This window comes from Kitasatospora sp. NPDC023120 (assembly GCF_055560835.1).
In genome coordinates, this window is record NZ_JBVHHY010000007.1 from 203,761 (window position 1) to 222,620 (window position 18,860).

An 18,860-nucleotide genomic window follows, 5' to 3' on the forward strand; every position below is an offset into this window, starting at 1 on the left:
AGCTCTTGTCGATAGCATCCCGGCATGATCGACACGACGGACGAACCGCGCGGCGCCCGGGAGATCCAGGACTCCCGGGTGCTCGCCTCCCTCACCCACCCGCTGCGCCGCCGCCTGCTCGACCTCCTCAAGGTGGACGGCCCGGCCACGGTCGGGAAGCTCGCCGAGCGCACCGAACAGGCGGTCGGCAACGTCAGCCACCACCTGAAGGTGCTCGCCGAGAGCGGGCTGATCGCGGAGGCGCCCGAACTCGCCCGGGACCGCCGCGAGCGGTGGTGGCGGCTCGCCGACCGCGAACTCAGCTGGACCAGGGCCGACTTCGACGGCGACCCGGTCGCCGAGGCCGTCGCGGACGCGGCCGGCTCGATCCTCCTGGAGCGCCAGGTCGAGCTGGTCCGCGAGTGGGCGGTGCGACGCGGCGGGTACGGGCCCGACTGGCGGGACGGCTGCTCGGTGGCCACCCAGACCTGGCTGCGGCTCACCCCGGAGGAGGCCCGGGAGCTGGCAGGGGACCTCCATGCGGTGATCCAGAAGTGGGCGAACCGGCCGGAGCCCGAGGACGGTCGGGAGCGCGAGACCGTGCTCGCCTTCGCCCACAGCGTCCCGGCCAGGCCGTGACCGCCGTCACCGCCCCGGAGCGGGCGCCCGGGACCGCCCGCTCGCGCTGGGGGCTGCTCGCCCGGCGTGACTTCCGGCTGCTGTGGGCGGGCGAGACCGTCAGCCGGCTGGGCAGCAACATCACCTCCGTCGCGCTGCCGCTGGTCGCGGTGCTGGCGCTGGACGCCGGGCCACTCGCGGCGGGCGCCCTGACCGCGGCGGTCTGGCTGCCCTGGCTGGTGTTCGGCCTGCCAGCCGGGGTCTGGGTCGGCCGGGCGCCGCGGCGGACCGTGATGATCGCCTGCAACCTCTGCTCCGCCGTGCTGTTCGCGAGCGTGCCGGTGGCGGGCTGGTTCGGCGGGCTCACCCTGGCCCACCTGCTGGCCGTGGCCTTCCTGAGTGGGGTCGCGTCGGTGTTCTTCGACGCGGCCTACCAGGCGTACCTGCCCGAGCTGGTGGCACCGGAGGACCTGATCGAGGGGAACGCCAAACTGGAGGGCAGCGCCTCGGCGGCTGCGGTAGCCGGCCGCGGACTGGCCGGACTGACCGTCCAACTGCTGGGCGCTGCAGGCGGGTTGCTCATCGACGCGGTGAGCTTCCTGATCGCGGCCGACACCCTGTTGCGGATCCGCTCCAGGCCGGAGCCGGAGCCGGTGGCACTGCGGCAAGAGCAAGCGGGCACGCTCGGGCAGGTCCGGGAGGGGCTGTCCTTCCTGCTGCGCGACCCGTACCTGCGGGCCTTCCTCTGCTTCGGCGCGGCCGCGAACTTCGCGCTCATGGGCTACCAGTCGATCCTGGCGCTGTTCCTGGTCCGGGAGGCCGGGATCGCCCCCGGCTGGGTCGGTGCCCTCGCCTCGGTCGCCGCGGTCGGCGGCGTGCTCGGTGCGCTGGTGGCCCGTCCGCTGTGCCGGCGGCTCGGAACGGCGCGCGGGGTACGGACCGTGCTGCTCACCGTCGTCCCCTTCGGGCTGCTGATGCCGCTGGCCGGGCCGGGCCTCGGGACGGCGCTCTACGTCGTCGGGTCGCTCGCGGTGGTCGCGGCGGTGGTGCTCTGCAACATCGTGTTCGGCAGCTTCCGACAGTCCTACACGCCGCCTGAGCTGCTCACCCGAGTCGCCGCCGGCTCGATGTTCGCCCTCCACGCGACCATCCCGCTCGGTGCCCTGGCCGGTGGCGCGCTCGGTGCGGCGATCGGGTTGCGCGCCACGATGTGGGTCATGGCCGGTCTGCTCGCGGCGGCCGGAGCGCTGCCGCTGTGCTCGCCGCTGCGCACCCTCCGGGAGTTGCCCACGGCGCCTCCGCAGCCGCGTTCGGAGGCCGCCGCGCCCACAGATCGAGAAGATCATAGGATGAATTCATCCGTACCTTCGGGTTCCCCCGCTACCGCTCGGACAGATCGCTGATGCCCCTTCCCAAGGCCGAACTACACCTGCACATCGAAGGCACCCTGGAGCCCGAGCTCGCCTTCGAGCTCGCCGCCCGCAACGGCGTCGAGCTGCCGTACGCCGACACCGAGGAGCTGCGCACCGCGTACTCCTTCAGCGACCTGCAGTCCTTCCTGGACCTGTACTACGCGCTGATGGCCGTGCTGCGCACCGAGGACGACTTCGCCGACCTCGCCGACGCCTACCTGGCCCGGGCCGCCGAGCAGGGCGTGCGGCACGCGGAGATCTTCTTCGACCCGCAGGCGCACACCGCCCGCGGAGTGCCGCTGGGCGTGGTGGTGGACGGGCTCACCCGGGCGCTGTCGCGCAGCGAGGAGCGGTACGGGATCAGCACCCAGCTGATCATGTGCTTCCTGCGGGACGAGTCCGCCGACTCCGCGCTGGAGACCTTCGAGGCCGCCCGCCCGTACTTCGACCGGATCGCGGGCATCGGCCTGGACTCGGCCGAGGTCGGCAACCCGCCGGCGAAGTTCCGCGAGGTGTACCGCCGGGCCGCCGAGGCCGGACTGCGGCGCGTCGCCCATGCGGGCGAGGAGGGCCCGGCCTCGTACATCACCGAGGCGCTGGACGTCCTCGGCGTCGAGCGGATCGACCACGGGCTGCGCTGCTTGGAGGACGGCGAACTGGTCGCCCGCCTGGTCCGCGAGCAGATCCCGCTGACCCTCTGCCCGCTCTCCAACGTCCGCCTGCGCTGCATCGACACGATCGCCGACCACCCGCTGCGCGAGATGCTGGACGCCGGCCTGCTGGTCACCGTCAACTCCGACGACCCCGCGTACTTCGGCGGCTACGTCGAGGACAACTTCCGTGCCGTCCGCGATGCCCTCGGACTGGACCGGGAGACCCTGCGCCGGCTGGCCGCCAACTCCTTCCGCGCCTCGTTCATCGACGACCGGCGCCGGGCCGAACTCCTGGCCGAGGTCGAGGCGTTCACCTTCTGACCGGCCCGGATCCGGTCGCCGTCGGCGGCCCGTCACCCGTCGAGGGGTGACGGGCCGTTGCGCGTGTAGTGGAGCAGGGTGACGCCGTTGGTGAAACGGTGGGTCTCGGTGACGGTGAGCGGGGTGGGGTGCTCCGTCGGGCGGAAGAAGAGCGTGCCGCGGCCGAGGACGACGGGGTGGACGTAGAGGCGGAACTCGTCGATCAGGTCCTGGGCGAGGAAGGACGCGGCCAGGTTCGCACCGCTGAGGCAGAGGTCCCCGCCCGGACCGGCGGCGAGCGCGGCGATCGACTCGGGGGTGACCTCGCGGACGACCGTGGTGTTCCAGTCGGCGTGGTCGAGGGTGCGGGAGAAGACGAACTTCGGCATCGCCCGCCAGATGCCCGCGAACTCGACCATCGGGGCGTCGGCGTCCGGGTCCTGGTCGGCGGTGGGCCAGACCGAGGCCATCAGCTCGTGCGTCACCCGGCCGGACATGAAACCACCCATCCGGGCGAGTTCCCGGTTGAAGTGGGTGTGCACCTCGTCATCGACGAGGTTCCAGCTCAGGTCGTGGTCCGGGCCCTCGAAATAGCCGTCGACCGAGACGGACACGAAGAGGACGATCCTGCGTCGCATGGCGCCCCACCAGGAGGAATGGTCCGCCGTCCGCCCGTGGCGGGAACGGGAGGACGGCGGACGGGGGATCAGATCAGGGTGCTCCAGTAGTACCAGAACCGGTTGAGGATCAGCAGCGCGATCACCGCGTACCACAGCGCCGGGACGACCCAGTGGTAGCGCGCCGCCTCCCGGACGACCACCCGCAGACGCGGACCCACCGGGATCACCCCGGTGCGCAGGTTGTGCAGCGTGGTGTACCAGAACAGCGGGATCACCGCGGCCCACACCACCATGCAGTACGGGCAGAGCGCACCGATCCGGTAGAGCGCCTGGTACATCAGCCAGGTCACGAAGCCGACCCCGAAGACCGTCCCGGCCTGCAGACCGAGCCAGAACCAGCGCCGGTACGCCGCACCCGCGAGCAGCCCGGCGCCGGCGGCGATGACGACGCCGAAGGCCACCAGCCCGATCAGCGAGTTGGGGAAGCCGAAGGCCTCGGCCTGGTCGCTGCGCATGATCGAGCCGCAGCTGATGATCGGATTGATGTTGCAGTTGGGGACGTACGACGGGTCCTTCAGCAGCCGGATCTTGTCCAGCGTGAGGACCACCGAGGCGAACAGGCCGACCGCGCCGCCGATCAGCAGCAGCCAGGCGAAGGGGCGGCTCGCGCCGTGGGCCGTCCGAGCGGCAGGGGCCTTCCGAGCGGTGCGGGCGGCGGGCGTGCGGGCGGCGGGCGTCACCCGGTCACCTGCTTGACCATCGCGGTGAACTGCTCGGGCGAGACGGCCTTGCCGTTGCTGAGGACGTCCAGCTTCCTGCCGTCCAGCTTGACCGTCGGGGTGCCGGTGACGTCGCTCTTGTTGAACTCCTCGTTGACCTTGGCCGCCCACGGCGCGTAGGTGCCCTCCCGGACGGCCTTCACGAAGCCGTCGGTCTTCAGGCCGGGCACCTGGCCGGCCAGGTCCAGGATGTGGTTGACGTCGCCGAAGGCGTCGCTGCGCTTGTCCGGCTGGTTGGCGTACAGCACGTCGTGGAACTGCTTGAACTTGTCCACGCCCTCATTCAGCGCGGCACCGGCGGCAGCCAGCGCGGTGCGCGAACCCTTGCCGCCGAGGTTGTTGTCCAGGAACGTCGCCAGGTGGTACTCGATCTTGTACGTGCCGGCGTCGGCGAGCTGCTGGACGGCCGTACCGGTGGTGGTCTCCAGCTGCTCGCAGAACGGGCAGCGGAAGTCCTCGTAGACCTCCAGGGTGTGCGGGGCGTCGGCCTTGCCGTAGGTGATCACCGTGCCGCCGGCGCCGCTCGCGTTGGCGGGGACGACCAGCGGGCCGTTCGCGGCGGCACCCGAACCGGAGCCGGAGGAGCCGCCGACGGCGACGGCCACACCCGCGGCGAGGGCGAGCACGGCGGCGAATGCGGCGCCGACCACCACCCGGCGGCGGATGCGGTCGGAGCGCTCGGCCTGGGCCCGGGCGGTGCGCATGCGGTCGGTGGCGGAGGTCTTCCGGTCGGACTTGCGGGTGTTGCTCATGGGTGTCGTCGTCCTGTGCTCTCGGGCGTGCGGGGGTGCGGGCGCGGCCGGGGTCGGGGCCTGCGCCGGGGGTGAGAGGACCGGCGGAGCGCAGCGGCTCGAGTGGAGCGCAGCGGCTCAGGCGGCCAGGGCGAACACCGGCGGACCGCGCCGGACCGCAGGACGGACGACGATGTCCTCGGCGGGGACCAGCGCACGGCTGGCCGGAGGGAACGGCACCCGCGCCACCGGCCGGGCCGGGACGGGCGCGGCGAGCAGCAGCAGCCAGCGGGCGGCCGCCGGGAAGTGCCGGTGCAGGAACTCGCCCAGCATCCGGACGGTACGGGCCGTGCCGCTCAGCGCGGCGTCCGCGCGGCGCAGCCAGTACGCGCCGACCAGCGCGATCACCGTGTGCAGCAGCAGGAGCAGCAGTACGCCGGTCTGCTGGGAGACGCCGTGGCCGAGCAGGAAGCCGCCCAGCGAACCGCCGCCGCACAGCAGCGGCTGAAGGCCGTGCCCGGCACCGGGCGGCAGGGAGGGACAGGTGGTCTGGGCGACGTCGAACAGCGCGCTGACGCCCAGCTCCAGCGGCAGGAACACCGCGGCGATCGCCGGGTAGCCGCGCTCACGGCCGGCCGGCGCGAAAGCCACCGCGAAGACCGCGACCGAGGCCAGGACCATCGGGCCCACCGGCAGCGCGCGCCCGGTGACCAGCACCTGGCCGAGCCCGGCGAGCAGCACGACCAGCGCGGCGAAGACCGCCGCGCGGAGCGTCCTGGTGACCGGGCCGATGTCCATGGCATCCGAGTCTGCCACAGGTCGAAAGCGAAACGGCCGGGCCGGAAGGGCCCTGTGAACAGCCTCACCACCCTCGCTGAGCTGGGCTTATGCGCCCCTTACGGCTCCTCACGGCTCCTGCGGGCGGTCGTCCGCGGCGCTCACCCTGGCCTCGACCAGCTCCCGGAAATGCCGCAGGTCCTCACGGACCGTGCGCTCGATCGCCCCGGCCAGGGCGAAGCCCCGCGGCCCGCCGAACACCAGGTGCACGGCCTCGGGGTCGTACTCCACCCGGATCTGCACCCGGGTGTGCCGGGCGTCGAGCGGCAGCAGCGCGAAGGCACCGCTCAACCGGAGGGAGTCAAGCGTCCGCCAGGCCATCACCCGGCCCCGCCCGCGGTCGGTGATCTCGGTGTCGACCGAACGCTCGGCGCCGCCGACCTCCACCCCGAGGTGCGCGAGGTTCCGCCCGTGCGGGTGGGCGCTGCGCACGCCGTCGACGAACCGCGGGTACTCGTGCACCCGGTGCAGCTGCTCCCAGGCGGCGAGGACGGGGACGGCGATGTCGATCTGTTCCTCAAGGGTGCTCATGGCGGCGCGGCACCTCCTCCGTTCCAGCCTGCGCTCCGGGGGCGAGGGTGGGCAAAGGGATGGGGGCGGGGCGCGGAGGGGCAAGGGGACGGGGCAGGGCGAGGGGAGGGGGACGGAGGGGACGGGGCGGTCTGGGCGAAGGGGCGGGAGGCGTGAGGGGGCGAGGGGACGGGGGCGGGGCGAGGGAGGCTCGGGCCAGGGCGCGCGGTGGGGGGTGGGCTGGGGGAGACTGGGCGCATGCCGGAGCTGCCCGAGGTCGAGGCGTTGAGCACCTTCCTGTCCGAGCGGCTGACCGGACGGGTCATCGCCCGGGTACAGCCGGTGGCGATCAGCGCGCTGAAGACGTACGACCCGCCGGTGACGGCGCTGGAGGGGCGGACGGTCGGTCCGGTGACCCGGCGCGGCAAGTTCCTGGACATCGAGGCCGGCGGACTGCACCTGGTGGTCCACCTGGCCCGGGCGGGCTGGCTGCGCTGGAAGGACAGCCTGCCCGCCGAGCCGCCGCGGCCCGGTCCGAAGAACCCGCTGGCGCTGCGGCTGCGCCTGGAGGGCGAGGCCGGGGACGGCTTCGACCTCACCGAGGCCGGGACGAAGAAGGGCCTCGCGGTCTACGTGGTGAAGGACCCCGCGGAGGTGCCGGGTGTGGCCAGGCTCGGTCCGGATCCGTTGGACCCGGGCTTCACCCTGGAGGACTTCGCCGCGCTGCTACGGGGCGACCGGCGCCGGATCAAGGGCGTGCTGCGCGACCAGAGCGTGCTGGCGGGGGTGGGCAACGCCTACTCGGACGAGGTGCTGCACGCGGCCCGGATGTCGCCGTACAAGCTGGCGTCCGCGCTGACCGAGGAGGAGACGGCCCGGCTCTACGAGGCGCTCGGCAGCACGCTGCGGGACGCGGTGGAGCGCTCGCACGGGCTGGCGGCGGGGGAGCTGAAGGCGGAGAAGAAGCTCGGGCTCCGGGTGCACGGCCGGACCGGCCTGCCGTGCCCGGTCTGCGGGGACACCGTACGGGAGGTGTCCTTCGCGGACTCCTCCCTGCAGTACTGCCCGACCTGTCAGACCGGCGGCAAGCCGCTGGCGGACCGCCGGATGTCGCGCCTGCTGAAGTGAGGCCCCCGGGGCCTCGTGCGGGCGTCGGACACCGGCGCCGGCCCCGGACGCGGGGCCCGGGGCCGGTCGGACGGGGTTCAGCGCTTGATGGCGACGCCGCCCCAGTAGTACGCGGCCTTCGGGTCGGCCGGCGGCTCGCGGTCCGGGCGCCAGGCCAGGACCGGGGCGACGCCCGGCTCGATCAGCTCCCAGCCGTCGAAGAAGCGGACCACGTCGTCGTAGCCGCGCGGGACCAGGGTCATCCCGCCGGCCCGGGCGGCTTCGGCGACCTTGCCGACGGCCTCCGGGTCGAAGTCCGGGGTGGGGGTGGTGAGGGCGAGGCAGCTGCCGACGGGCAGGGCGTCGCGCAGCGCGGCGACCCGGCCCCAGGGGTCGTCCTCGTCGGCGATCAGCATCAGTACGGCGATCATCAGCAGGCCGACCGGTTGGGTGAGGTCGAGGGTGGAGGTGAGCGCCGGGTCGGTGAACAACTCCTCCGGCTTGCGCAGGTCGGCGTGGATGTAGGTGGTGCGGCTGGCCGGGCTGGAGACCATCAGCGCGCGGGCGTGGGCCAGCACGATCGGGTCGTTGTCGACGTAGACGACCCGGGTGCCGGGGCTGACCGCCTCGGCGATCTCGTGGGTGTTGGGCGAGGTGGGGATGCCGGTGCCGAGGTCGAGGAACTGGCGGATGCCGTGCTCCCGGCCCAGGTAGCGGACGGCTCGGCCCTGGAAGGCGCGGTTGGCCTTGGCCATCTCCTTGACGCTCGGCACGGCCTGCTCGATGGCCTGCCCCATGGCGCGGTCCGGCGGGAAGTTGGTCTTGCCGCCCAGCCAGTAGTCGTACACGCGCGCGGAGTGCGGAGTGGTGGTGTCGACGCCGAACCGTTCCCACTGGGTCAGCTCGGCGGCGTCCTGCTGCGGGCCCTGCTGGGGGGAGTCCTGACTCGTCGTCATGGCCACGTCCTCTGATGGCAGATCATCACACTGGGGAAGGCACAGCGTAGCGGTCCGGACGGGAGGCGGAGCGACCGGTCGGGGGAGTGGCGGAGGGTGCGGGGAGCGGGGTGAGCGCCCGACTGCTCTCGGGCTCCCGTGGGCTGCTCCTCGGGCCGTCCTCGGGGCGGCTTCGGGTCGCCTTTGGGCCGTCGGAGTGGTGATCGGGTCCGTAGGAGTTGCCCCCGGGGAGGGGCGGTCGCGGCCGGGGCAAGCATCAAGAATGCTGTCAGATCGTCAGATTACTTCGCGAAGATTGCTGCTGGTCGCGGCCGGGATGTCCCTGCTGGGGGCGGCCGCCGGTTGCCGCAGTCCCTGGAGCGGCGACGCCGAGGGCGGTTCCGGGGAAGGGGTGGCCGAGAGCGCCCTCCCGGTGGCGCCGGCCGGGCCGGAGGGCGCGCCGGGCGCGGTGCCGGCCGCGCCGTCCCCGACGGCCTCGGCGGCGCCGCCGTCCGCCGTCCCCTCGGCCGCCTCCCCCTCCGCCGCCGCGCCGAGCGTGATGCCCGTGCACAAGATGCTCACGGAGGCGGAGAGCAAGCCGGTGTACGAGCTGGACGCGGCGCGGCGGGTGGTGGCGCTCACCATCGACGACGGGCCGGACCCCCGGCACACGCCCACCGTGCTGGCGCTGCTCCAGCAGTACGGGATCCGGGCGACCTTCTTTCTGATCGGCGAGAACGCGGTCGAACACCCGGCCCTGGTGCGAGAGATCGCGGACCGCGGCCACCACATCGCCAACCACACCTGGACCCACCCGGACCTGCGGAACCTGTCCGACACCAAGGTGCGGGACGAGCTGCAGCGCACCTCGGACCTGCTGCAGAAGACCACCGGCCGGCTGCCCACCTGGTTCCGCGCGCCGGGCGGGGACTGGTCCCCGGCGTCGCTCAAGGTGGCCGCGGACCTCGGGATGCGGAACATGGGGTGGTCGGTGGACCCGAGGGACTGGGCCCGGCCGGGGACCTCGGTGATCACGGACCGGATCCTCAAGGACGTCCGACCCGGAGCGATCGTGCTCAACCATGACGGCGGCGGGGACCGGTCGCAGACGGTGGCGGCGCTGAAGACCTACCTGCCGGTGCTCATCGACTCGGGGTACTTCTTCACGGCCCCGCCGAACTGAGAGCACCTCCAGGGGAGTCGGGGTAGCGGGCTCGGCGTTTAAACCACTCGAACGGGTGGATTGGGAGAACCGTTTCTGCATATTTGGGGGCTCTAGGGTGATCTCGCACCAATGAAACCGGGTACCGCCGGGTACCACCTGAAAGGCCCTCATTCATGCGTCTCCGTAATGCTGTTCTCGCCGTCGTCAGTGCCGTCGCCCTCGTCGTGGCTGTCCCCACCTCCGCCAACGCCGCCATCGGCGACTTCCGGTCTTCCTCGACTTCGACTGCAGCGGTGACACCTTCTACGCGATGAACCCCGGCAAGATCCTCGGCGACCGGCTGAAGCTGCGCTCCGTGGTCTTCTCCTGAGCCGCCTCCGGAGCCCCGCGCCACCGGGTGGGGTGGCGCGGGGGGACGGCGTAGCGTGAGCAGGGGGGGTGTGCCGGCCCCGCCGACGGAGGAGGAACGATGTCCGTACGGGAACTCGACACGGAGAAGCAGGAGGCCTTCGCCGGGCGTGTGGTGGAAGTCCTGAACGACGCCTGCCTGGGGCTGATGACCAGCCTCGGCCACCAGACCGGGCTGTTCGACCTGATGGCCGGGCTCCCAGCCTCGACCAGCGGGGAGATCGCGCGGGCCGCCGGGCTGGACGAGCGCTACGTGCGCGAGTGGCTGGGCGGCATGGTCGTCGGCGGGTTCGTCGAGTACGACCCCGAGCGCGGCACCTACACGCTGCCGCCCGAGCACGCGGCGTCACTGACCACGGCGGCGGGGCCGGACAACCTGGCGGGCATGATGCCCTTCCTCGCCATGATGGGCGAGGTCGAGCAGGAGCTGCTCGGCCACTTCCGCACCGGCGGCGGGATGCCGTACTCGGCCTACCCCCGCTTCCAGCACCTACAGGCCGAGGAGACCGCCCGGGTCTACGACCTGGCGATGGTGGACGAGATCGTGCCACTGGTGCCCGGGCTGGCCGAGCGGCTGCGGGCCGGGATCGACGTGGTGGACGTCGGTACCGGACAGGGGCACGCGATCACGGTGCTCGCCAAGGCGTTCCCCGCGAGCCGGTTCACCGGGATCGACATCTCCGCCGAGGGGATCGCCACCGCCCGCGAGTCGGCGGCCGAACTCGGTCTGCACAACGCCTGGTTCGAGGTCGCCGACGCCGCCGAACTGAGCGGCAAGTACGACCTGGTCACCGCCTTCGACGTGATCCACGACCTGGCCCGCCCGACCCGCACGCTGGCCGCCATCGCGGGGGCGCTGCGGCCCGAGGGCGTCTTCCTGATGTGTGACGTCGCCGCCAGCAGCAAGCTCGAGGAGAACATCGACCACCCGCTGGCGACCGCGCTCTACACCTTCTCGACCTTCTACTGCATGACCGTCTCGCTCGGTGAGGGTGGGGAGGGGCTCGGGACGGTCTGGGGCGAGCAGATGGCCCGGCGGATGCTGGCGGAGGCCGGGTTCCGGTCGGTCGACGTGAAGCGGGTCGAGGGGGACGTGCTGAACCTGTACTACGTGGCGCGGCTGGACGCCACGGCGGAGGGCTGACCGGAGCCGTTCCGGCCGGGGTGGCCCGGGCCGGGCGGGCGGCGTAGGTTCGAACTGTCCGGCCCGGTCGCCGGTGCCGACGCGCGTGCGCCGCAGTGCTCGTCCGCGTGCAGGCCGGAGCGCACACGACCGGGCGCACGTCCGCGCACGTCCGTACGTGCGGGCGCGGCGACGCGGGACGCCCACGGCAGGCAAGGAGGGCCTGGGATGACCGGCAACGGCTACGCACACCCCGAGACGCTGGTCCAGACCGAGTGGCTGGCCCACCACCTGGACGACGGCACCATCCGGGTCGTCGAGGTGGACGAGGACACCACCGCGTACGACCGGGACCACATCCCCGGTGCGGTCGGCTGGAACTGGACCACCGACCTGCACAGCCGGGTCGGCCGCGACTACGTCGACCGCGAGGGCGTCCAGCACCTGCTGCGGGCTGCCGGGGTGGAGGACGACACCACCGTGGTGCTGTACGGCGGCAACAACAACTGGTTTGCCGCGTACGCCTACTGGCTGCTGCGGCTGCGCGGCTTCGGGCCCGTGCGGCTGCTGGACGGCGGGCGCAAGAAGTGGGAGCTGGAGGAGCGCGAGCTCACCTCCGAGGTGATGGACTACCAGCACACCTCCTACCGGCTGACCGGGCCGGAGCGGCCGGAGCTGCGGGCGCTGCGGGACGAGGTACTGGCCAAGGCCGAGGTGTTCGCCAAGCCCGGGGCGGACGCGGTGCTGGTGGACGTCCGCTCGCCGGCCGAGTTCCGGGGCGAGCTGATCGCACCGCCGCACCTGCCGCAGGAGCAGGCGCAGGTGCCCGGGCACATCCCGGGCGCGGTCAACGTCCCCTGGTCGCAGGCGGCCAACGACGACGGGTCGTTCCGGTCGGCGGAGGAGCTGCGGGCGCTGTACGCGGGCAAGGGCGTGGAGGCGGAGCGCGAGGTGATCGCCTACTGCCGGATCGGCGAGCGGTCCGCGCACACCTGGTTCGCGCTCACCGAGCTGCTCGGGTACCCGCACGTGAAGAACTACGACGGCTCGTGGACGGAGTACGGCTCGCTGGTGCGGGCGCCGGTGACGCTCGGTGCCTGAGGCGCGCGCGTGGCGGGCGGGGTTCGGGTGAGGAGGCGACGGGTGGGTCCCGAATGACGGATGGGGCGGGGTGACGGCGTCGCGGCATTGCTGCGACGGCGTCATTTCGGCGCGTTTCTTTTCATGAACATCTCACAATCAGGGAGTGGAACGGGGACCTCCGGGACAAGGATCGATCCGACCCATCGTTCCGGTGATCCCTGGAGGACCACGTGCGCAAGAGGCTGATCGTCTCTGCTGCCAGCGCCCTGAGCCTGTTCCTGGCCGTCCCCGCCTCGGCATCCGACTTCCAAGCCGGCGCGGCCGGGGTCGGCGACTCCTACTACCCGACCTACGGCAACGGCGGATACAACGTCTCGCACTATGACATCCGGCTGAAGTACCAGCCCGCCACCGACGAACTCGAAGGCACCACCACCATCCTGGCCACCGCCACCCAGGACCTCTCCCGGTTCAACCTCGACTTCGCGCTGAACGTCTCGGAGGTCCGGGTCAACGGGCGGCTCGCGACCTTCGCCACCAGCGGCGAGCAGGAGCTGGAGGTCACCCCCGCCCGGCCGCTCGCCAAGGGCAGCCAGGTCACCGTCGTGGTCCGCTACAAGGGCGTGCCGTCCAGCGTGAAGAAGTACGGCTTCACCGCGTGGCTGCGCACGCCGGACGGCGGGGTGGCGGCGGGCGAGCCCGAGGGCGCGTGGTGGTGGTTCCCGAGCAACGACCACCCCAGTGACAAGGCCACCTTCGACGTCTCGGTGCTGGTGCCGGACGGCAACCAGGTGATCAGCAACGGCATCCTGACCGGCACCTCCTCCCAGGCCGGCTGGACCCGCTACAGCTGGCGCGAGAACAAGCCCCAGGCGACATATCTGGCCACGCTCGCGGTCGGCAAGTTCGACATCATGAAGGACACCACGCCGAGCGGACTGCCGGTCTACAACGCGTACAGCAAGGACCTCGGCGACAACGCGGACGCCGCCCGGGCGAGCGTCGAGCGCACCGGCGAGCTGGTCGACTGGCTGAGCGGCTACTTCGGCGAGTACCCGTTCAGCTCGGTCGGCGGCTACGTCCCCAACGTGCCGACCGGATACGCGCTGGAGAGCCAGACCCGGATCTTCTACAGCCCCCGGCAGTTCGCCAAGGGCGCCAACACCTCGGTGGTCGTGCACGAGCTGGCTCACCAGTGGTACGGCGACAGCGTCTCGCTGTCGCGCTGGAGCGACATCTGGCTGAACGAGGGCTTCGCCCGGTACTCGCAGTTCCTCTGGTCGGAGCACGAGAACGAGGGCACCGCGCAGGAGCTGGCCGACTACGTCTACGCCTCGCACCCGGCCGACGACCCGTTCTGGACCGTCAAGCCGGGCGACCCGGGCCCCGACGAGCAGTTCGCGGGCGCTGTGTACGACCGTGGGGCGGTGGCCGTCCAGGCGCTGCGCAATGCCGTCGGGGACGAGAAGTTCTTCCAGATCCTCAAGGGATGGCCCACCGAGCGCCGCTACGGCAACGCCACCATCCCGGAGTTCCAGGCGTACGCGGAGAAGGTCTCCGGCAAGCCGCTCGGCGACCTCTTCCGGACCTGGCTGTTCACCGCCGCGAAGCCCGCGATCGGTCCGGTGCCTGCGGGTACCGCGGCTGCGGCTTCGGGTGCTGCCTCGGCTTCGGCCTCGCTGGCGCCGGGTGCGGGCCAGGCGGACGGGCAGCTGCCCGCGGAGCCGAAGTCCTGGAAGAAGATCCAGGAGGCCAACTCGGCGCACGGGCACGGGCGCTGACGCCGACGCCCGGGCGTCCGGTGTGGTGGTGAGGCAAACGAGGTGAAGTGACGGGCGTGGCCCGGTCGGCCGCTCGGGCGCGAGCGGGCGGCCGGGCTACGCCGCTCCGGGGCCGTCCGTCGCCAGCAGCTCGGTGAGGCGGCGGACGGCGAAGGGTATGAGGTCGCGGACCGGGATCAGCCGGCAGGGAGCGTCGCCGACGAGCACCTCGCGGATGCCCGCCTGGGCCTCGAACTCCCGCCCCACGCGCGGGAAGTGGGTGTCGTTGTCGTCACCGACGTCCGGTGCCTCGATCCAGACCCGCTCGCCCTGGATCGCCATCGGGAAGCGGCGGAGCTTGAGTCGGCGGTTGGGCGCGAAGGTCTCGGCGTAGTGCAGGAAGGTGTTGCGGTTGTGCCCGACACCGACCAGCAGCACGTACCCGCCGAGGTCGTGGAGCGCGCCGAACGGCGACTCGCGGCCGACGGCGAAGCCGAGCGAGCGGCGGGCGGTGACCTCCCGGGCGTGCGCCCCGACGGCGGCGACCGAGACCTGCGGGTGCGTGCTGCGGCGGCTCTCCGGCAGGGCCCGCAGCGCCTCCGCCACCGCGCCCGTGCGGGAGGGGAGATCGGGCTGGAACAGCGGGACGGAGGCCCGGAGTTCGGCGATCTCCGGCGTGGGCAGGCCAGCGTGCCCGGGGGCCGGATCGCGGACCGTGTCGGTGGTGAAGGTGGGCACCACGACCGTGCCGGACGGCCCGACCGCCTCGCGCAGGCCGGCCACCACGGCCGCCGCACCGCCCTCGACCCGGCCGAGGCTGGACAGCGAGGAGTGCACGATCAGCGCCATACCCGTACGGACGCCCACCCGGCGCCAGCCCTCGACGAGGTCGGCGGTGGTGAGCGGGGTGGTGCCGGGTGTGGTCATGGTGCCCCCTGGTGAAGCCGGTGTCGGGCCCGCCGGAGCGGGAGGTGGTGCCGATGCGCCGATGGTGCGGTGGTGGTGCGGTGGTGGTGCGATCGTTCGGGGTCGACCATAGCGGGTGGCACTGACAGTGGGTCAGGACTGGGGTGCCTTCCGTCAGTCCACGACCGGGCTGCGGCGTTCGAGAAGGACGACGTCGCGCCAGCGGCCGTCCAGTCGGCCGATCCGTTCGCGGGTGCCGACCACCCGGAAGCCCAGCCGTCGGTGGAGGGCGAGGCTCGCGGTGTTCTCGGGGAAGATCCCGGCCTGCACCGTCCAGATCCCGGCGGCGTCGGTGGAGGCCAGCAGGGCCTCGACCAGGACGCGCCCGACGCCCCGGCCCCGTGCCGCCGGGGCGAGGTAGACCGAGAGATCGACCACGCCCGCGTAGGCGGAGCGGCCCGACACGGGGGAGACGGCGGCCCAGCCGAGGACGCGTTCGGCGCCGTCCGGGTCCGCCGGGGCTTCGGGGGCGAGGGCCACCAGGCGGTGGTCCGGGAGCTTGGCGGCGTCGAAGGCGTCCCAGGTGGGGGCGGTGGTCTCGAAGGTGGCGTTGCCGGTGTCGATGCCCGCCTGGAAGATCGCCAGGACGGCCTCGGCGTGCTCGGGGCGCAGCGCGGCGATGCGCGGGGCGGCGGTCGGGCCGGGGGCCGGGGCGGGGGTCATCGGGCGCCCGCCCCGGCGAGCACCGTGGCCGCCTGGTCGCCGTGGTGGGCGGTGACGCCGAGGAGGAGGGGGATCCGCATGGGCCCCACGGTAGGGCCCGGTGTCAAGCGAGGTGGGTGGGCTCCGGTCGGGCGGTGAGCCTCGGGTAGTCGGTGAGGCCGGTGGCCGTCTGGCCGTAGAGGTGGGTCGGGTCGACGGGGGTGAGCGGGGCGTGGGCGGCGAATCGTTCCGGCAGGTCGGGGTTGGCGATGAAGGCGCGACCGTAGGAGACCAGGTCGGCCAGTCCGGCGGTGAGCACCGCCTCGCCGCGCTCGCGGTCGGTGGCGGCGCGGTTCTCGCCGACGTTGCCGATCAGCGGGCCGGACCAGCGGGGGCGCAGGTCGGCCAGAGCCGGGTAGTCGTCATTGTCGGTGAGGTGGAGGTAGGCCAGGCCGAGGCCGTCCAGTTCGGCGAGCAGCGCCCGGTAGACCGGTGCCGGGTCGGCCTCCGCCATGCCGAACTGCGGGTTGCCGGGGGACAGCCGCAGGCCGAGCCGGTCGGGGCCGATCGCGTCGGCGACGGCGGCGACCAGCTCGATCGGGAAGCGCAGGCGGTCGGCGAGGGTGCGGGGGCCGTACTCGTCGGTGCGCAGGTTGGTGTTGTCGGCCAGGAACTGGTGGATCAGGTAGGAGTTGGCGCCGTGCAGTTCGACGGCGTCGAAGCCGGCGGCGAGCGCGTTGCGGGCGGCGTCGACGTGGTCGGTGACCGCCTGGCGGATCTCCGCACGGGTCATCTCGCGCGGGGTGACGGCCTCGGCCTTGCCGCCGTCCTTGACGTGCACCGGACCCGGCGCGGGAACGGCGGAGGGACCGGCCGGCAGATCGCCGAGCAGCCGGTTGAGCGGGTGGCCCTGGCGTCCGCCGTGCATCAGCTGGGCGACGATCCGCCCGCCCGCCGCGTGCACGGCCTCGGTGACGGCACGCCAGCCGGCCACGTGCGCGGGCGTCTCCAGTCCCGGTAGGTACCAGCCGGACTGGCCCCGGCTGCTGGGCCAGATGCCCTCGGTGATGATCAGTCCGGCGCTCGCGCGCTGGGCGTAGTACTCGGCGACGACGGGCAGCGGCGTACCGTCCTCGGCGGCCCGGTAGCGCGTCATCGGGGCCATGACGACGCGGTTGGGGAGGTCCAGCGAGCCGAGGCGGTACGGGCTGAGCAGGGATTCCGTGGTGGTGGTCATGCCGGTACGGTAGAACCTGACACCGGTGTCAGGTTCAAGCGCCGACGGCGTTCCCGGCGGCGGATCCGGCGGCTTCTCCGGTGCTGGGTCCGCGGTCGCTCTGGCGGCCTCGGTGAGGATCAACTCTTCCATGCCGCACAGGAAGTGCTCCATCGCGGGGCGTGGGAGCACGGACGGGTCCGCCGTCATGGTGAGGCTGATCGCCTCGGGGGACTGCAGGGCGTCCAGGGCGTCCAGGGCGTAGGTCAGGCCGGGGCGCGGCTCGAAAGGGGGGTGGAGTCCCCGGTGGACGGCGGGAAGAGCCGGGACGGGCCCAGCCGCAGCTTGCGGAGGTACTGCTTGCGGGCGGCCCCGTCCCGTCGTGCGCCGCGTTCCGAGGTCTGGAACTCCGCCTCCTCCAGCGGCTGTTGGGCGGGTTCGCGGAGGTTCGCCGGCTCCTCCGGGGCGGGGTCTGCTGGGGAGAGTGTGGCGCACGGTCGGCCGCGCGTCGAGGGTCCGGTCGGTGGGTGGCGGCTGCCCGGGGCCGGGGGTGGAGCGGGGGTTCCGCAACTCTCTCGACATGAAGTATCTTGACGTCGAGATTAATGTGGACCATCGACGGGGGCCAGCCATGCAGGGGAACGGACTGATAGCGCAGCTGCGGAAGCCGCCTGGCGGGCGGGACGCGCGGATCATGCTGCTCGCGCAGTGCGTCGACCGGACCGGGACCGGGGTGTGGGCAGCCGCCTCGGTGCTGTACTTCACCTACGTGTGCGGCATGGACGCCCGGCAGCTCGGCCTGCTGCTGGGGGTGGGAGCGGCGGCCGGGATCGCCGGGTCCCCGCTGGCCGGGCGGGCCGCCGAGCGGCTGCCGGTGCGGTGGCTGCTGATCGGGTGCCACCTGCTGCGGCTCGGGACGATGGGCCTGCTGCTGGTGGTCGACGACTTCGCCGCGCTGCTCCCCGCGGTCGCCCTGACCTGCATGGCCGAGCGCGGTGCCAAGACCCTGGAGATGCTGTTCGCCACCCGGGTCGCGGGCGAGCGGCGCGGCACCTACCAGGCGCTGTTCCGCAGCGTGGCCAACGCCGGGTGCGCACTCGGCGCGGGCGTCTCGGCGATCGGTCTGGCCGTGGGCACCACCACCGCCTACCGCGTGCTGATCCTCGCCAACGGGCTCTCCTACGTCCTGGCCGCCGTGCTGATCTGGCGCACCCGGGAGCCGGCCGGGCACGGCCTGGTCGCGGCGGCCGCCGGGTCGACCGATGCCGGGTCGACCGCCGGTGAGCCGACCGCCGCCGACCCGACCGCCCCGCCGAGCCCCTGGCGCGACCGCGGCTACCTGCTCTTCGTCCTGCTGGACATGCCGCTGAGCCTGGACGACTCGATCCTCAACGTCGGTCTGCCGCTCTGGCTCGTCCACCACACCGGCGCGCCGCACGCCGTCGTCCCGGTCTTCCTGGTCCTCAACACGGTGCTCGTGGTGCTGCTGCAGCTGCGCGTCTCGGCGCTGGCGGAGGGCCCGCGCGGGGCGGCCGCGGCGGTGGGCTGGTACGGGGCGACGCTGCTCGGCAGCTGCCTGCTGATCGTGCTCGCCACCGACGGCGGGCCGTGGACGGCCTCGATCGCGCTGCTGGCCGCGGCGATGCTGGTCACCCTGGCGGAGCTGATGCGGTCGGTGACCTCCTGGGAGCTCGCGGTCTCCCTGGCACCGCCGGGCGCCCAGGCCTCCTACCTGGGGGTGGCCGGGATGTCCCAGTCGGTGCAGAAGTCGGTGGGGCCGCTGCTGCTGACCGGGGTGGTGATGGCGGCCGGTCCGGTCGGCTGGCTGGGCCTCGGCGCGGCGACAGTCGGCCTCGGCGCGCTCCAGCGCCGGGCGAGCCTGCGCCGGCTGGCGGCCCTGGCCGGTCCGGCGGCCAAGACGGCCGGGCCCGCGGGGGTGCCGGTCGGCTGAGCGGGGGCGGGGAATCGGGGGCGGGATGCCGGGCGGCGGCGGCGACCGGGCGGGTGCGCAGGATC

18 protein-coding genes are annotated in these 18,860 nt (G+C 73.0%); 9 read left to right on the top strand and 9 right to left on the bottom strand.

Going from position 1 to position 18,860, the window contains the following annotated elements:
- The first annotated feature begins 24 nt into the window (after positions 1–24).
- The 3 genes from ACZ3TI_RS12890 to ACZ3TI_RS12900 are packed head-to-tail and all read left to right on the top strand — an operon-like array spanning position 25 to position 2,983.
- Entirely contained in the window at positions 25–618 is a 594-nt protein-coding gene (locus tag ACZ3TI_RS12890) for an ArsR/SmtB family transcription factor (protein WP_465726241.1), read from the top strand.
- On the top strand, positions 615–2,000 hold the full coding sequence (locus tag ACZ3TI_RS12895; protein WP_465726242.1) for an MFS transporter: 1,386 nt from the start codon (positions 615–617) through the stop codon (positions 1,998–2,000). Before ACZ3TI_RS12890 ends, ACZ3TI_RS12895 begins: the two co-directional genes overlap by 4 nt.
- Complete coding sequence (locus tag ACZ3TI_RS12900; protein ID WP_465726243.1) at positions 2,000–2,983, top strand: adenosine deaminase; 984 nt, start codon at positions 2,000–2,002, stop codon at positions 2,981–2,983. Before ACZ3TI_RS12895 ends, ACZ3TI_RS12900 begins: the two co-directional genes overlap by 1 nt.
- Before the next feature lie 32 nt (positions 2,984–3,015).
- Here the strand turns inward: ACZ3TI_RS12900 and ACZ3TI_RS12905 are convergent, their stop codons facing one another.
- The 5 genes from ACZ3TI_RS12905 to ACZ3TI_RS12925 form a co-directional block, all read right to left on the bottom strand.
- Positions 3,016–3,600, bottom strand: a complete 585-nt coding sequence (locus ACZ3TI_RS12905) for a dihydrofolate reductase family protein (protein WP_465726244.1) — start codon at positions 3,598–3,600, stop codon at positions 3,016–3,018.
- Between the two features lie 68 nt (positions 3,601–3,668).
- Positions 3,669–4,322, bottom strand: coding sequence for a vitamin K epoxide reductase family protein (locus ACZ3TI_RS12910; protein ID WP_465726245.1), 654 nt, complete (start codon positions 4,320–4,322; stop codon positions 3,669–3,671).
- Complete coding sequence (locus ACZ3TI_RS12915) at positions 4,319–5,113, bottom strand: DsbA family protein (RefSeq protein ID WP_465726246.1); 795 nt, start codon at positions 5,111–5,113, stop codon at positions 4,319–4,321. Before ACZ3TI_RS12915 ends, ACZ3TI_RS12910 begins: the two co-directional genes overlap by 4 nt.
- A 117-nt stretch (positions 5,114–5,230) precedes the next feature.
- The gene (locus tag ACZ3TI_RS12920; protein WP_465726247.1) at positions 5,231–5,890 is read right to left on the bottom strand and encodes a hypothetical protein; all 660 of its coding nucleotides are present in this window, start codon (positions 5,888–5,890) and stop codon (positions 5,231–5,233) included.
- 108 nt (positions 5,891–5,998) lie between these two features.
- Positions 5,999–6,460, bottom strand: a complete 462-nt coding sequence (locus ACZ3TI_RS12925) for an SRPBCC family protein (RefSeq protein WP_465726248.1) — start codon at positions 6,458–6,460, stop codon at positions 5,999–6,001.
- Between the two features lie 237 nt (positions 6,461–6,697).
- Here ACZ3TI_RS12925 and ACZ3TI_RS12930 point away from each other — a divergent pair, with 237 nt between their 5' ends.
- On the top strand, positions 6,698–7,567 hold the full coding sequence (locus ACZ3TI_RS12930) for an Fpg/Nei family DNA glycosylase (protein ID WP_465726249.1): 870 nt from the start codon (positions 6,698–6,700) through the stop codon (positions 7,565–7,567).
- A 77-nt stretch (positions 7,568–7,644) separates the two neighbouring features.
- On the opposite strand, the gene ACZ3TI_RS12935 is transcribed toward ACZ3TI_RS12930, so the two are convergent.
- A complete protein-coding gene (locus tag ACZ3TI_RS12935; protein ID WP_465726250.1) occupies positions 7,645–8,502 on the bottom strand; it encodes an SAM-dependent methyltransferase in 858 nt (285 codons plus the stop codon).
- A 262-nt stretch (positions 8,503–8,764) separates the two neighbouring features.
- On the opposite strand from ACZ3TI_RS12935, the gene ACZ3TI_RS12940 reads away from it, so the two are divergent.
- The 4 genes from ACZ3TI_RS12940 (at position 8,765) to ACZ3TI_RS12955 (ending at position 14,041) form a co-directional block, all read left to right on the top strand.
- Complete coding sequence (locus ACZ3TI_RS12940; RefSeq protein WP_465726251.1) at positions 8,765–9,664, top strand: polysaccharide deacetylase family protein; 900 nt, start codon at positions 8,765–8,767, stop codon at positions 9,662–9,664.
- 451 nt (positions 9,665–10,115) lie between these two features.
- Entirely contained in the window at positions 10,116–11,198 is a 1,083-nt protein-coding gene (locus ACZ3TI_RS12945; RefSeq protein ID WP_465726252.1) for a class I SAM-dependent methyltransferase, read from the top strand.
- A gap of 207 nt (positions 11,199–11,405) precedes the next feature.
- Positions 11,406–12,278, top strand: a complete 873-nt coding sequence (locus ACZ3TI_RS12950; protein ID WP_465726253.1) for a sulfurtransferase — start codon at positions 11,406–11,408, stop codon at positions 12,276–12,278.
- A gap of 212 nt (positions 12,279–12,490) precedes the next feature.
- Entirely contained in the window at positions 12,491–14,041 is a 1,551-nt protein-coding gene (locus tag ACZ3TI_RS12955; RefSeq protein WP_465726254.1) for a M1 family metallopeptidase, read from the top strand.
- Positions 14,042–14,137: 96 nt separating this feature from the next.
- Here ACZ3TI_RS12955 and ACZ3TI_RS12960 read toward each other — a convergent pair whose 3' ends face one another.
- From ACZ3TI_RS12960 to ACZ3TI_RS12970, 3 genes are all read right to left on the bottom strand, one after another.
- The gene (locus tag ACZ3TI_RS12960; RefSeq protein ID WP_465726255.1) at positions 14,138–14,947 is read right to left on the bottom strand and encodes an AAC(3) family N-acetyltransferase; all 810 of its coding nucleotides are present in this window, start codon (positions 14,945–14,947) and stop codon (positions 14,138–14,140) included.
- A 153-nt stretch (positions 14,948–15,100) separates the two neighbouring features.
- On the bottom strand, positions 15,101–15,649 hold the full coding sequence (locus ACZ3TI_RS12965; protein ID WP_465726256.1) for a GNAT family N-acetyltransferase: 549 nt from the start codon (positions 15,647–15,649) through the stop codon (positions 15,101–15,103).
- 103 nt (positions 15,650–15,752) lie between these two features.
- A complete protein-coding gene (locus ACZ3TI_RS12970; protein WP_465726257.1) occupies positions 15,753–16,865 on the bottom strand; it encodes an alkene reductase in 1,113 nt (370 codons plus the stop codon).
- Positions 16,866–17,475: 610 nt separating this feature from the next.
- Here ACZ3TI_RS12970 and ACZ3TI_RS12975 point away from each other — a divergent pair.
- Positions 17,476–18,795: an MFS transporter gene (locus ACZ3TI_RS12975; protein ID WP_465726258.1), complete on the top strand. Its 1,320-nt coding sequence runs from the start codon at positions 17,476–17,478 to the stop codon at positions 18,793–18,795.
- Positions 18,796–18,860: the final 65 nt, after the last annotated feature.